General features: G+C 44.6%; 14 protein-coding genes. 6 read left to right on the top strand and 8 right to left on the bottom strand.

What is annotated here, in order from left to right; translation table 11 throughout:
• Nucleotides 1-378: 378 nt before the first annotated feature.
• From F6K51_RS12730 to F6K51_RS12705, 6 genes are all read right to left on the bottom strand, one after another.
• The gene (locus F6K51_RS12730) at nt 379-738 is read right to left on the bottom strand and encodes a hypothetical protein (RefSeq protein WP_293020810.1); all 360 of its coding nucleotides are present in this window, start codon (nt 736-738) and stop codon (nt 379-381) included.
• A gap of 51 nt (nt 739-789) precedes the next feature.
• Entirely contained in the window at nt 790-1,029 is a 240-nt protein-coding gene (locus F6K51_RS12725; RefSeq protein ID WP_293020808.1) for a hypothetical protein, read from the bottom strand.
• A gap of 31 nt (nt 1,030-1,060) precedes the next feature.
• Nucleotides 1,061-2,506, bottom strand: a complete 1,446-nt coding sequence (locus F6K51_RS12720) for a PRC-barrel domain-containing protein (protein WP_293020806.1) — start codon at nt 2,504-2,506, stop codon at nt 1,061-1,063.
• 486 nt (nt 2,507-2,992) lie between these two features.
• Entirely contained in the window at nt 2,993-3,394 is a 402-nt protein-coding gene (locus tag F6K51_RS12715; RefSeq protein ID WP_293020804.1) for a hypothetical protein, read from the bottom strand.
• 118 nt (nt 3,395-3,512) lie between these two features.
• Nucleotides 3,513-4,442: a 30S ribosomal protein S6--L-glutamate ligase gene (gene rimK, locus F6K51_RS12710; RefSeq protein ID WP_293020803.1), complete on the bottom strand. Its 930-nt coding sequence runs from the start codon at nt 4,440-4,442 to the stop codon at nt 3,513-3,515.
• Nucleotides 4,439-4,915 carry an ATP-dependent zinc protease gene (locus F6K51_RS12705; RefSeq protein ID WP_293020802.1) on the bottom strand — a complete coding sequence of 159 codons (477 nt, stop codon included), beginning with the start codon at nt 4,913-4,915 and terminating at the stop codon, nt 4,439-4,441. The genes rimK and F6K51_RS12705 overlap by 4 nt, the downstream gene beginning before the upstream one ends.
• A 15-nt stretch (nt 4,916-4,930) precedes the next feature.
• Between F6K51_RS12705 and F6K51_RS12700 the strand changes: the two genes are divergently transcribed.
• Nucleotides 4,931-5,062 carry a hypothetical protein gene (locus F6K51_RS12700; RefSeq protein WP_293020801.1) on the top strand — a complete coding sequence of 44 codons (132 nt, stop codon included), beginning with the start codon at nt 4,931-4,933 and terminating at the stop codon, nt 5,060-5,062.
• Between the two features lie 169 nt (nt 5,063-5,231).
• Here the strand turns inward: F6K51_RS12700 and F6K51_RS12695 are convergent, their stop codons facing one another.
• Nucleotides 5,232-6,440 (bottom strand): VCBS repeat-containing protein, encoded by a 1,209-nt coding sequence (locus F6K51_RS12695; protein WP_293020800.1) that lies wholly within the window; start codon nt 6,438-6,440, stop codon nt 5,232-5,234.
• Between the two features lie 1,104 nt (nt 6,441-7,544).
• Between F6K51_RS12695 and F6K51_RS12690 the strand changes: the two genes are divergently transcribed.
• The 5 genes from F6K51_RS12690 (at nt 7,545) to typA (ending at nt 11,872) form a co-directional block, all read left to right on the top strand.
• Nucleotides 7,545-7,694, top strand: a complete 150-nt coding sequence (locus tag F6K51_RS12690) for a hypothetical protein (RefSeq protein ID WP_293020799.1) — start codon at nt 7,545-7,547, stop codon at nt 7,692-7,694.
• 234 nt (nt 7,695-7,928) lie between these two features.
• Entirely contained in the window at nt 7,929-9,659 is a 1,731-nt protein-coding gene (locus tag F6K51_RS12685) for a peptidoglycan-binding domain-containing protein (protein WP_293020798.1), read from the top strand.
• Between the two features lie 51 nt (nt 9,660-9,710).
• On the top strand, nt 9,711-9,839 hold the full coding sequence (locus F6K51_RS12680; protein WP_293020797.1) for a hypothetical protein: 129 nt from the start codon (nt 9,711-9,713) through the stop codon (nt 9,837-9,839).
• A gap of 11 nt (nt 9,840-9,850) precedes the next feature.
• Nucleotides 9,851-10,009: a hypothetical protein gene (locus F6K51_RS12675; RefSeq protein WP_158069414.1), complete on the top strand. Its 159-nt coding sequence runs from the start codon at nt 9,851-9,853 to the stop codon at nt 10,007-10,009.
• Between the two features lie 60 nt (nt 10,010-10,069).
• Nucleotides 10,070-11,872, top strand: a complete 1,803-nt coding sequence (typA, locus tag F6K51_RS12670) for a translational GTPase TypA (RefSeq protein WP_075896790.1) — start codon at nt 10,070-10,072, stop codon at nt 11,870-11,872.
• An 87-nt stretch (nt 11,873-11,959) separates the two neighbouring features.
• On the opposite strand, the gene F6K51_RS12665 is transcribed toward typA, so the two are convergent.
• Entirely contained in the window at nt 11,960-13,171 is a 1,212-nt protein-coding gene (locus F6K51_RS12665; RefSeq protein WP_075896792.1) for a PilT/PilU family type 4a pilus ATPase, read from the bottom strand.
• Nucleotides 13,172-13,703: the final 532 nt, after the last annotated feature.

Here is a 13,703-nt window from a genome sequence, read left to right as displayed (position 1 = left end):
TGGCCTTGATTTGAAACTGTTGAGTGTTGAGTGTTTATAGCAAAGAGAACAGTGAGTAGGGAGTAGGGAGTAGGGAGTAGGAAAATTATGATCAAAAATGGGCACAATTAATTTAGTAATACTCTAGTATTTATTAGAGCAATTATATATGCCATGAGGTACCAAGAGATCCCCCTAAATCCACCTTATCAAGGGGGACTTTGAGGTTGAGAAGCGTACCTCATAAATCCTAGAAACGCTATATTTAGTTTTAATGGTAGACCTCTTGCAAAAGTATTTTTATGATAGTGTTTGCGTCAATTCTTCTCCACTGTTCCCTGTTCCCTGTTCCCTGTTCCCGACTTCTGCAAGAAGTCTGGTGAATAATTAATCAAAAAATCACCGGTTTTGTTGAGTGGTTTTCCAGGAATTTACTGGTGCGAATTGCTGCTGCAACTGCTTGTAAGTCATAGCACCAAGGGGACTGATAGCAGCAATACTACCTCCTAGGATCACAATACTTAAAACCAGCCAGATTTGGAGCCGTTTCACTGAGGCTTCTAGGAACTCCACCTCCTGTTGCAACCCATTAATAACTCTTATTGCTCTGAGGTCAGACCATATACTGTCTTCTTGAAGAAATTCACAATCGCTATTGTTGTCAGTGGTGATCATTATTTGAGTACTTCTTAAATAAACGTTTCTTGCCACCTTCTGAGATATTACTAAGTAAGCATTCAGCCGTTGGCCGTAGGCCAAGGGCTGATCGCTGAGGGCTGATCGCTGAGGGCTGATCGCTGAATACTGATATTACTGATCAGCGACCATTAACACAGAGATTATGTTCTGCAGAGAGCTCTGTTTTTCTTTTCTCTCGGATGCAACGGTTTCTGCTGGTGTTTGGGGTGCAGTTGCTTCTGCTGAACTCGGAGTCGGTTTAGACTGAGAGTTCTCATTACCATCAGTAGCTAGAGACAACCAAGATGCGATCGCTAAAATACTTAGCACCATTGCAAATTGTCTAGTTACCAGTATTGCAACTTGTCTCATGGTATTTTTCTCCTTGAGTTGTATAGATCAGTTAGTGCTTAAGAGCTGTTTTGGCAGATTCTGGCTCAGAACTAGCTTTGAGTGTCTTGTCTTTCTGAGCAGCTTCTGTAGTAGTAGCGGAGTCAGCACTCGGCAACTTTGTCTTTACTTGAACTAGTTTTTCCTTAGCCTGGTCAGTCAGCTGTTTAGTGGTCTGTTGTGCTTGACCAGCGACCTCAGAGAGCTTTTCTTGGGTATTCTCCGCTACTTTTTTAGTAGTTTCTTGCACTTGAGCGGTGACATCAGAAAGCTTCTCTTGAACATTACCAGTCACCTGTTTAGTGGTCTGTTGCACTTGAGCAGCAATCTCAAAAAACTTCTCTTGGGCATTCCCCGCTACTTTTTTATTGGTCGGTTGTACTTGACCAGCAACATCAGAGAGTTTCTGTTGAGCATTACCAGTTAACTGTTTAGTGGTCTGTTGTGCTTGACCAGCGACCTCAGAGAGCTTCTGTTGAGCATTACCAGTTAACTGTTTAGTGGTCTGTTGTGCTTGACCAGCAACCTCAGAAAACTTATTTTGGCTATTCTCCGCTACTTTTTTAGTAGTTTCTTGCACTTGACCAGCAACATCAGAGAGCTTCTGTTGAGCATTATCAGTCACCTGTTTAGTGGTCTGTTGCACTTGACCAGCAACCTCAGAAAACTTATTTTGGGTATTCTCCCCTACTTTTTTAGCATTTTCTTGCACTTGAGTGGTGACATCAGAAAACTTCTCTTGAACATTACCAGTCACCTGTTTAGTGGTCTGTTGCACTTGACCAGCAACCTCAGAGAACTTATTTTGGGTATTCTCCGCTACTGTTTTAGCATTTTCTTGCACTTGAGTCGCTAACCCCTGAGCCCCTTCCATCAGCGCCGCCATATCTTCCTTAGTTTTGGCGTAGTCATCTTTCAAGGATTCAGCCGCCTGAGCAACTTTTTGGTTGATGCCATCGGTATACTGCTCAGCGTTTTGCACCATCGCCTCTATGGCCATCACTCGTTTACCGCCCACACTGGCGATGGCGACAGGGGGAAGTCGGTAGGTGCCATCAGTGACACCACGCCAACCCTTGGAGCCAAAGATATACTCAACTACCGTCCCGGTGTTGGGGTCAAATCGATAGTCCACCAAAGTACCTGCCTGATTCCCTCCGTCCGTCCACAACTGATGTCCCACAATCGATTCCACTGATGGGGGTTTTTTCGCTGCGGTTTCCGAGTCAAGGTAAACTAGAATGCTGTCGGAGCCAATCGCCTCAATTTCTGCCCAAGTAAATGACCGTTTTTTGCGACCCAGCAGTCCTGACTTGCAAACCAAACCCAAAACTTTATGAGCCATTGGGTCGAGCCACAGCTCAGCTACCCGACCAATTTCTTCAGTGTTTTGGCGATTCAGTACTATCCGGTTGATTACATCACTGTGCTTAATGGCAGTTTCTGATTGTGTGTTCATCAACGTTCTCCTTAGTTTTAAATCAGAGTTTTTAGAGCAAATCTGGTAGCATCGGAGTTGTTAACAACTAGCATTTGCCGACCTTGACTCTCTCCATCTCCTCCCCTTTTTAGTCATGACATTAGGCATCAGCTGGTTGTTTACGCCGAAACAGAGTATTTACTTAGACATTCGGCTCCTTTGATTAAGCTCTGATGAAAGATTAATCAAACTTTGTGAACAAACTGTGAGTATGCTAGGGGCGCACTCGCGCTAAAAAAGCTTTTGAATGACTGATATCAGCAGAAAATTGTCAACTGCTTGACCAGATTTGTAAACTATTGGTTTTGTGAAAATTCCTAACTCAAGGTGTCAGCATTCAGCCGTCAGCTTATTTTATTCAAAAGCTGTTCGGTGTCAGGATAGGCTGAGCCAGCGGTAAACTTTTCAGGACTTACGCATAAAGGCGTTTCTCGTACTTATCAGGTACACTCAATTTTATTCCCCCTACTCCCTACTCCCTACTCCCGACTCCCGACTCCCGACTCCCGACTCCCGACTCCCGACTCCCGACTCGCTGCTCCCTTGCACTTGCTCCCCCAGCCACTTAGTAATTAGTTCTGGACAATTCTTCTTAAACCAGCGCAGAGCAACAACTCTGAAGGCTGGTTTGGACATACGGGCAATTGATTTCATCATCCAGTTGAGGGAGCGAGACTGAAACTTTTTGTTGATCAGGTTTACTGAGCCCACATCGTAGAGGCAATCGAGGATGAGCTTCACGGTAGCCTCTTCCCTTTCTACTAAATGTTCCAGCAGCAGCAGGACATCATGCATACGCTCCTTTTGCATGCGCTCTTCTTCCAAGATTTTCGGCACCTCGACCAATGGTTCGGAAGATGTCATCATAGTCGTAGTATCTATACTTGACTGTTCCAGGCTTGGATTCATTCCTGACACCCTAATCAATAATTTACCTATGTTCTAGTAACAATAACCTAGTATTCCGTCAAAATTGAATGACAATTTAATACTTTATGCGATCGCGAACAGCTCCACTGCGAGGTGTACCTTTTTTATCATTTGCAGCACTTTTTTCCAAAAATTCAATAATCTTCCCCGCCACATCTACTTCAGTCGCCTTTTCAATTCCTTCTAGTCCTGGTGAAGAATTTACTTCCAACACTACCGGACCATGATTGGAGCGTACCATGTCTACCCCAGCTATGCGTAATCCCATGGCTTTAGCAGCACGAATTGCTGTGCTACGCTCTTCAGGGGTTAACTTGATTTTTTCTGCTGTTCCCCCTCGGTGTAGGTTCGAGCGAAATTCCCCTTCTGCTCCCTGTCGCTTCATTGATGCTACTATTTTACTATCAATCACAAGGCAACGAATATCCATACCCCCTGCTTCTTTGATAAATTCTTGGACTAAAATATTGGCTTCTAAACCGCGAAAGGCTTCAATGACGGACGTAGCAGCTTGATGGGTTTCTGCCAGTACCACCCCAATGCCTTGGGTACCCTCCAATAGTTTAATCACCAAAGGAGCACCACCTACCATCTCGATTAAGCCGTCAATATCTTGGGTGGAATGGGCAAAGCCAGTTACGGGCAAACCAATACCTTCACGAGAAAGGATCTGAAGAGAGCGTAGCTTATCACGAGAGCGGGAAATTGCCTGAGTTGGATTAGCACTAAAAACACCCATCACTTCAAACTGCCGTACAACGGCGGTGCCATAGAAGGTCTTTGATGCCCCGATCCGGGGAATAATGGCATCAAAGTCATCTAAGGGTTTGCCCTGATACATTACCATTGGCTTGTGAGCTGTAATATTCATATAACAGCGCATATAGTCAATCACCCGCATTTCATGACCCAGCTTTTCCCCAGCATCCTTCAAGCGTCGGGTAGAATATAAGCCAGCATCTAGGGATAAGATAGCAATTTTCATCCTTGATTACTCCTATCATTGCTCTGGTGACTCGTAGTTGAACTTTGTACAAAGGAATGACCTGAGTCTACCAAAAAGCGCCTCTGAACAGCTTGACGCCCCAGCAACATCCGGAAACCCATGGCATCTCGATTGGTTAAGGTAAGTTCAATCGGCCACTGCTTGCTACCTAGTTTTACAGTAGTCTGGATAACCGGTCGCAACTGAGTTTGTCCATTGGAACTGCGTACCTTTCGCTGGTCTAACAGTTTCGCTTCTGCGATTACAGTTTGATGGCTGTCCCGCTGATAGGGATGCACTTTGAAGCGAACCCACTTGATCCCATCATGGTCGAAGGTTTTGATATCAAAGGCATGTAAGGCGGATGAACGTGCGCCAGTGTCAATTTTCGCCTTGACCTGTATAATACCAAGTTCAGGCAACGTCAACCATTCTCGCCAGCCAATGATTGGCAAGTGTTCGGAGTGCTTCATTTAGGGTAAATTAGTATGCTATGGCGCAGGGAATCGGGAATCGGGAATCGGGAATCGGGAATCGGGAATCAGAACAGTGTGGGGAGAGGGGCGGGGGCGCGTTCCTATAACTATCGTTCTCTTGATAATGAATATAACAAAAATTAGCCTTAGGGGCGCATCCCGTGCGCCCCTAAGGTGTGTGAGTAATTGATTGTATGCGACAGCAAGTCAGAAGTGCGATTGGCCGTAGGCCACGCTACGCGAACGCATAATTTGATTGAGCGCTGTTTGTTGACAGTCAACCGTCAACAAACAGCGCTCAACAAAGGTCACTTTAGGCATGGCTTTCCCAGCTCAAATCTATCGACTCAGAGATTACTGGTCGCTCGTAACCGTTTTCATTGATCATCCACATCCCTGTCTTGCCATCAACAGTATTGCTCCAGAAAATGTCATCGTAATTATTGTCGTCAAAATCCATAACTCCTTGAAATTTCCAGGTGTTGTCGAAGGGTGCATTATTCACCAACACTGACTCTATGTAATCTGTACCTGCCATCCGCCAGTAGGAAACATTTTGGTTTTCAGTATTAAGCCAGAGAATATCCCCGTCATCATCTCCATCAAAGTCTCCGGCACCAAGCATCTTCCATTTACTGTCGGCTGATTCTGATTTGATTAGTACTCCCTGAGTTAGCTCAGTGCCATTCATCAGCCAAACTGCATTTTCGCCAGTGGAGTGATTACGCCACAGCAGATCGGTTTGCTGATCACCGTTGAAATCTGCTGTGCCATGGATTTGCCAGTTAAGGTCTGAGACTGGGACGATGGATACTGCTTCTTGGAACTGGGAACCCTTCATTAACCAGATACCAATGTCTCCAGTAACGGTATTGCGCCAAACCATATCTTTGTGGCTATCATCGTTAAAGTCTCCAGCAGCACGAATCTCCCAGTCACTGTTAACTGATTCCATTTGAATCGTCACTGCCTCATCTAGGTCAGTACCCATGACCCCATGCATCCGCCAAGCTCCCATGGCACCAGTCTGAGAATTATGCCAGAACAGATCCACTTCAGCAGAGGTAAATTCGATGGCGTCAATTCGCCCTAACTCGAAGGTCTCATTATCAAGACTATCTGCCTCTACAACAATTTCGATGCGATCGCCTGGGGCAAGTTGTACATCCTTAAAGATAGGATTTGGATTAGGATCACCATTGCTGAGAGAGTCAGTGAAACCGACATAGTTAAGGGAGTTGGGTCCATCTCCACCAAGGTTTTTCTCCAAAGTATAGGTGTCAATTTCAATACCGTTAACCTGTAGTTTTAGTTTGGCTTTTCCATCCACTTCATCAAAGTGAGCGATACCGATATGGTATTTGCCAGCAACACCATCACTTTCTGTCCAGTCAATTCTGATTATGCCGTTGCTTTCAATGTCTTCGATTCTGACTGCTTTAGAGCCTGAAGCAATATCATTATCAAAAACCTCGTAATTTTCCAGGGTAACGCGAATTGAGTTTTCTGCTTCGATTTTCATGGTTGTTTTCCTGTTTTAGATGAAGCGCGTTTTGTGGATTGGTAACTGTTGACAGTAAACTGTCAGCGGTCAGCCGTCAGCGGTCAGCCGTCAGCGGTCAGCTTCAAATAAAATAGAAAGTCTGGGGAAAACCCCCATTTCACGTAGCCCATAGGCTGATAGCTGATAGCACCTCAAGTAGCACCATCTGTAGCGCATTAGCTGATAGCTGATAGCTTACATTAACAGCTAATTAACTAGTAGTTTGCTGAAAATCCCTTTGGCATAACTGTTAGGAATTGCTCTAAGAATTCCCAAACTATTGAGCAAAACTATTGGTAGAATGCAGTTTTTGGTTTAAATGCAGCCTGGTTTTGTCTTGTGTCGATTGCACAAGTGTCTCTTTTACGTGGATGGTAGAGATTGCACACTAGATTATTTTATACCATGACAGATTTTTGAGCTGTTTTGAAATTAGGTCACTTTGACAAGTGGCACAGTTAAATGCTATTATCGAAATTAGCTGCTATAATATTTCGGGTTTTAATTGGGTGAGGTATAGGAAAGGGAATAGGGAACAGGGAATAGGGAATAGGGAATAGGAAACAAAAATTATCACAATTCCTACACGGATTCCTCTTTAACCATCAAAAATAAATTATTTGAATTATTTATAATAGTTTATTTACGATATTTATTTAAATAAGTATGAAGCTTTATTTAAGCTAATTTATGATTGCTATAGCGATAATATATAGGACAGGTAACCAACAAAAAAAATCACCATTGACTTAGGTTTTTTATACTACTCATATCTTAAAAAATCCTGCTAAAATTTGTGACTCGCTAGTCTGATATAAAAAGCTTTTTGAAGGAAATAATTTAAAATTCAAAAATAATTAGTGCGTAGTTAGGGGCGGACTTGCCATTATTTTTCGCCTCTTAGCCAGCCTTGGGATAGTCCGCCCCGTAACGCACCACTACTAATAACGTTTAATAATAGCATTTTCTAGTCAGGGTGGGGGGAGTTTCTGGAAATTGATAAACGCGATTGACCTTGGCCAAAAGGCCACGCTACGCGAATGGTCACGCTACGGGATTGGCCGTAGGCCACGCTAAAAGCGATTGACCTTGGCCAAAAGGCCACGCTACGCGAATGGTCACGCTACGCGATCGCATCTAGCCGAATTCCCCATATTCCCTACTCCCTACTCCCTACTCCCTACTCCCTGTTCCCTGTTCCCTGTTCCCTGTTCCCTGCTCCCTTTACCATAGTTTACAAAACTTTACAAATTTCCTCACTAAAATATCCGGGTTGACAAAATAAATTGTGCAAAGCTTACTAGACTCAAGTGCTGTCTATAGCGTTTCTCCATCAGATGTAAACCGAGGAGGTCTTTTTTTATTGTCGAATAAAACTCCGGATCTCTTTCCCCTCTAGCATGCATGCCTCTTACCTCTTGCCTTTTAAAGCAAGAGGTGTGTTTACAACCTAGATAAAAACGCTATATGCCTGACCCCTCTACTCTCCTACTACTAGCCTACAGCCACTGCAAAAATGCCACTGCTAGTCTTGACTACAGTGACAGCATTATCTGCACGCCCACTCAAGAGCCCAACCAATCCCCTCGGCTGGGGAAACCCTCCAAGAGCATCACTGCTCCAGAAGCGATCGCAATTGCTCAAAACTCTCGATTCAGTAATCTCAAAACAGTCCAGGGACGGTCTTTACCAGGAATAAATGTCCCCCCAACACTGCGTTTGGGGAGTAAAGGGGAAGTTGTCACTAGACTACAAACTATACTGCAACAGTTAGGAAACTACCAACAGCCAGTGGATGGTGTATACGGTTCCAATACCTTTGCTGCTGTCTCTACATTCCAGCAAGCACTAGGATTGAATGCGGATGGTATTGTTGGACCAATAACCTGGATAACTCTACAACAATTGCACTCAGAATTCTTATCTGCTACCCAAGAGAGGGAGTTGATCGAGATTTCCCCAAATCAGCCACAAACTAGAGGGGAAGGTCAGGATACTATCATTAATAATTTTATTTCAACACCAGAGTCTGCCTTAGCAAATCAATCGGTTACTTCAACCCCCTTGAACGCCCTCTCCAATAAACCACTATACCGATGGTTGTTTGGCTGGGCAGTGGTATCTCTTGGAGGATGGGGAGTAATTGCGCTACAGATAAACTATCAACGGCTGCCGATTCGGCTGAGGATAGGAAAATCCTCTACAAAAACAGGGCAACCTGAGAATATTGTGCCCAGAGAAGATATAGAAGATAGCGAATCAAGCATCTATTCCATGGATGATTTGCTAACTACCATCAGTGAGAGCGAGATAGACCAATCTTCAACCCCTGAAACGGTCTCTGAAACGGTTGCTATTGAGGAAACTGTAGACCAAAACAATCAAGACTTAAGCTTAGAGAAGTATGGTCTACTTCTGTTCACCAGCCCAGTGGCAACAAGCCCTAATGTTTTACCGATACAATTTGAAGATAGTAATGAAAATAAAGCTAAGCTAAACTTAGCTAAATCCTCTACTTTGTTCTTGCCCTTAGATCAGATTAAATTTAAACAATCCCCACCATCGAGCGGTGAAGATAATCTATCTTTATCAGCTGTTTTGGAATCTTATGAGGAAGGTCTCTACAGTTTTACCCACCCTTCTATATCCTCCGTTATTCAAGAATTGACCAACAGTGAGTTAGTGGAAGTCGAGGCAGCTAAGGGTGGGATTAAACCTCTCAATAACTTCTTTACTGACCTGTATCGCCTTGCTCAAAACGCTAGCTTACCTGACCAAAACCATCACCAAGATACCAGCACAACTCAGGAAAACGTTCCCCAAAGATCCCAAAACTCTGACCAAGCTGATCAACGTATCCCTGATCAGATCAAACCAGGAACTGTAGTTGGTATCCTATCCCCGACTAATCCAAAAACAGGAGAACGGTATACCTACTCATTAATTGATGATGCTGGCGGGCGGTTTATGTTGAAGGAGAATAAACTGGCTCTTACCGAGCAAAGCTTGATTAATTTCAAAACAGACACCAGCCATACCGTGATTGTCCGTCGCACGGATTCCAAAGGTATCTATGTTGATAAATCCTTTACTCTGCGTTTGAAGGCTGAGAACGAGTCAGCACCTCCTCAGCCCCCGGTTGAAAGCCAGAAGAAGGTATCCACGGAAACGCGATCGCTTACCACTGTCAGCAGTTGATCAATTCATCACTGACCCAGTAACTTTACAGTAACAGGTAACCCAGAACTGATGGAACTAGCAGCAACGATTGACCTTGGCCTTTGGGCCACGCTACGCGAATGGTCACGCTACGCGATGTTCCTTTGGAACCGCTTCGCGAACGCAAACCTATCAAGACGGCATAGTTTGATAGGGTAACTAAATCAATTGTGATAATTTTTGATGCCATATTCCCTACTCCCGATTCCAGATTCCCTACTCCCTACTCCCTACTCCCTACTCCCTTTGCTATACATAGGTTTAGCTTAGCCGGATGCTACAAGTGGAACACCAGCTATTTTTCTTCGGGTCTTCCCAAGGTAAGCTAGAATTATTAAGAAATCTTTAGAAAAAATTGTAACTGCTGCTACCTATTTCCAGGCGCTGGTATGACTCTCCCAATTCGCAACGTTGCTATTATTGCTCACGTCGATCACGGCAAAACTACCTTAGTTGACGCTCTACTCAAACAATCCGGTATCTTCCGCGAAGGGGAAGACGTTCCAGACTGCGTCATGGACTCCAACGATTTAGAGCGGGAGCGGGGTATTACTATTCTTTCTAAGAATACCGCCGTTCGGTACAAAGACATCCTAATTAATATTGTTGATACTCCCGGTCACGCTGACTTTGGTGGAGAAGTAGAGCGGGTATTGGGTATGGTGGATGGCTGCATCCTAATTGTGGATGCTAATGAAGGACCAATGCCTCAAACCCGATTTGTCCTGAAAAAAGCTCTGGAAAAAGGACTCCGCCCGATTGTAGTGGTCAATAAAATTGACCGACCCCAAGCGGACCCTTATGGTGCCATCGACAAAGTGCTGGATCTGTTCCTAGAATTAGGAGCAGACGATGACCAGTGTGAGTTTCCCTACCTATTTGCCTCCGGTCTACAAGGCTACGCCAAAGAAGATTTGGACGCAGAAGCGGTAGATATGCAACCACTGTTTGAAGCGATTTTGCATCATGTCCCGCCACCAGTAGGAGACCCTGCCAAGCCGCTACAACTACAAGTCACCACCTTGGACTATTCCGAGTACCTAGGTCGCATTGTGATTGGCAGAATTCACAACGGAACCATTAAGGCCAGTCAACAAGCTGCTTTAGTTAAGGATACTGGGGACATAGTTCAGGCAAAAGTTACCAAGTTGATGGGATTTGAAGGACTCAAGCGAGTTGACCTAAAAGAAGCATCAGCTGGTTATATCGTGGCGGTAGCTGGGTTTGCTGATGCCAATATTGGTGAAACCATTACTTGTCCCAATGAACCCCAAGCTTTACCCCTAATTAAGGTAGATGAGCCTACCTTGCAAATGACCTTCTGCGTGAATGATTCGCCCTTTGCGGGTAAGGAAGGGGACTTTGTAACTTCGCGACAATTACGCGATCGCTTATTCCGAGAATTAGAAACAAACGTAGCACTACGGGTAGAACCCACTGACTCCCCCGATAAATTCCTAGTATCTGGTCGTGGAGAGCTACACCTGGGTATTCTGATCGAAACCATGCGTCGCCAAGGATATGAGTTCCAAGTTTCCCAACCCCAAGTCATCTACCGGGAAGTCAATGGTCAACCTTGCGAACCCTTTGAATATCTAGTGCTAGATGTGCCAGAAGAAGCCGTGGGTAGCTGTATCGAGCGTTTAGGACAGCGCAAAGGGGAAATGCAAGATATGCAAGTGGGTGCCAATGGTCGCACCCAAATCGATTTTGTGATTCCTGCCCGTGGCTTAGTTGGTTTCCGGGGGGACTTCCTTCGCTTGACCAAAGGTGAAGGGATCATGAATCATAGCTTCCTAGAATATCGTCCCATGACTGGGGAATTAGAAACTCGCCGCAATGGAGTAATTGTAGCCTTTGAAGAAGGGATGGCTACCTTCTATGCCCTGAAAAATGGAGAAGACCGTGGTGTATTCTTTATTAAACCAGGCACTAAGGTTTACAAAAACATGATTATTGGGGAACACAATCGTCCTCAGGACTTAGATCTAAATGTCTGTAAAACGAAGCAGTTAACTAACCATCGTTCCGCCACTGGGGATGAATTAGTGCAGTTACAAGCCCCAATGGAGATGAGTTTGGAACGGGCTTTGGAGTATATTGGACCCGATGAACTGGTGGAGATTACACCTCAGTCAGTTCGTTTGCGGAAGCTGTCTAAGAAGAAGTTGGCGAAGCAAGGTAAAAGGTAAGAATTGAGAATGTAGAATTTAGAATTTAGAATTTAGAATTGGGAATTGAGAATGCATTCTTAATTCTAAATTCTGACAGACAACCTCCTAACCTTCATTCATCCAATCACGAGCCGAGGCGGAAGCATCTATACCACCAGTGCGCATCTGGCGTATCAAAGCCTGGGGATCAGGAGACACTTTAAGGGCTTCGGTGGGTGTGATTTTTTCATCAATTAGGTAGTTGTAGAGAGCCTGATTCATAACTTGCATTCCTTCAATGGTTTCAGTTTCCATCAGTCGGAACACATCCCCATCTTCTCCCTTAAGCAGGTAATCCTGTACAGTTGGGGTATTGATTAAAATGTCATGAACCGCAATCCGACCCTTATCGATGGTTGGTACTAAGAGTTGGGCAATAACTGCCAACAGGGACTCAGCAATCTGGATGCGGATCGCTGACTGTTCATCAGGATTGTAGAGATTCAACAGACGGTTAATACTGCTGATGGCATTGCGAGTGTGTAGAGTACCCAAGACCAGATGACCGGTTTGGGCAGCTTGCAGGGCAGTATCAACTGTGATGCGATCGCGCATTTCCCCAATTAGAATTATATCGGGATCCTCCCGTAACACAGACCGCAGAGCGTGGTGAAACTCATGGGTGTGTAATCCCACTTCTCGCTGACTAATCAGGCACTTTCGGGAGCGGTGGACATATTCAACCGGGTCTTCAATGGTAACAATATGTTTGTACTCTGTTTCATTGAGATGGCGAATCATCGCCGCAAGAGTCGTTGATTTACCTGATCCTGTCGGACCGGTAACTAAAATAATTCCCTGACCCTTGCTAACTATTTTTTTTAAAACTTGCGGTAGAGTTAAATCATCGATTGAAGGAACATCAAGGCTGATTAATCGCAGCACAATGGCTCCGCCGTTTAGGGAGTCAAAACAATTCACCCGACAGCGCACTAAGCCAGGGTAAAAAATAGCAGTATCCAGTTCTTTGGCTTCAGCAAACTGCTTCCTCTGAGCCGGAGTGAGAATCTCATTGAGGTATGCCTCAAAGACTTCCACTGTGACCTTGGTATGACGTTTAGCCACATACATCTTGCCCCGAATCCTAAATCTGGGGACCTGTCCCACTCGAATATGAATGTCAGAAGCTTTGTGACCATGAGCCTCTGCGACGATTTGCTCGATAGAAGGGGGATGGCTAAGGTTCGAGTTAAGTTCTACTACTGGTTTAAGTGGTGATGGTAAAGTTTGAGGCTCTTGATCAATTTGCACTCCTACACCAGAATTCGTGTTCTTCATATGATGTACCTAGGGATACCCTTGCTGGACTGATCAGGTCGGGGCGTTGATGTTTGCTGATCTTCTTGTTGGCAGTGAATTTCGGTTGCTTGTGATCCAACCAAAGAACTGTCAACCCTAGAGAAATTTTACTTTATATAAAAAGTTTTCACACTAATCCAGCTAGGTTTTTGATATTGCTGTCAGACCTCACCTAGATATGATATACTTAAATGCCACGGATTAGTATGATAGCCTTAGGTACCGAACTTAAGCGTAAGTATTCAGCTATCAGCGGTCAGCCGTGAGCTTTTAGCTCACGGTACTTGAGGTGCCCTCAACGGGTCGCACCTCTGCATCGCTTATTCCATAGCTGCTCGCGTAGCGTATCCGTAGCGCATTAGCTGATAGCTAGCTGATAGCTGACGGCTAAATGCTTACGGCAGAAGGTAGAAGGCAGAAGGGACGAGATTTGGAGCTAGTTTTTAAAAAGTCCAGTGATTTTACGAATAATTAATTGCTTTAGTTAAGTTAAAGGAGTTAATTTAAACTA

It is taken from the genome of Moorena sp. SIO3I8, assembly GCF_010692325.1.
Taxonomy (GTDB): domain Bacteria; phylum Cyanobacteriota; class Cyanobacteriia; order Cyanobacteriales; family Coleofasciculaceae; genus Moorena.
The sequence above is the reverse complement of the archived record's forward strand: the minus strand, read 5'-3'. Positions and strand labels throughout refer to the sequence as shown.

Bases quoted from the DNA above. Each gene is read 5' to 3' on its own strand.
- rimK (WP_293020803.1), bottom strand. From the start codon at position 4,442: ATGAAAATTGCTATCTTATCCCTAGATGCTGGCTTATATTCTACCCGA.
- F6K51_RS12685 (WP_293020798.1), top strand. From the start codon at position 7,929: ATGCCTGACCCCTCTACTCTCCTACTACTAGCCTACAGCCACTGCAAA.
- F6K51_RS12700 (WP_293020801.1), top strand. From the start codon at position 4,931: ATGCTATGGCGCAGGGAATCGGGAATCGGGAATCGGGAATCGGGAATC.
- F6K51_RS12720 (WP_293020806.1), bottom strand. From the start codon at position 2,506: ATGAACACACAATCAGAAACTGCCATTAAGCACAGTGATGTAATCAAC.
- F6K51_RS12705 (WP_293020802.1), bottom strand. From the start codon at position 4,915: ATGAAGCACTCCGAACACTTGCCAATCATTGGCTGGCGAGAATGGTTG.
- F6K51_RS12665 (WP_075896792.1), bottom strand. From the start codon at position 13,171: ATGAAGAACACGAATTCTGGTGTAGGAGTGCAAATTGATCAAGAGCCT.
- F6K51_RS12680 (WP_293020797.1), top strand. From the start codon at position 9,711: ATGGAACTAGCAGCAACGATTGACCTTGGCCTTTGGGCCACGCTACGC.
- F6K51_RS12725 (WP_293020808.1), bottom strand. From the start codon at position 1,029: ATGAGACAAGTTGCAATACTGGTAACTAGACAATTTGCAATGGTGCTA.
- F6K51_RS12695 (WP_293020800.1), bottom strand. From the start codon at position 6,440: ATGAAAATCGAAGCAGAAAACTCAATTCGCGTTACCCTGGAAAATTAC.
- F6K51_RS12715 (WP_293020804.1), bottom strand. From the start codon at position 3,394: ATGATGACATCTTCCGAACCATTGGTCGAGGTGCCGAAAATCTTGGAA.
- typA (WP_075896790.1), top strand. From the start codon at position 10,070: ATGACTCTCCCAATTCGCAACGTTGCTATTATTGCTCACGTCGATCAC.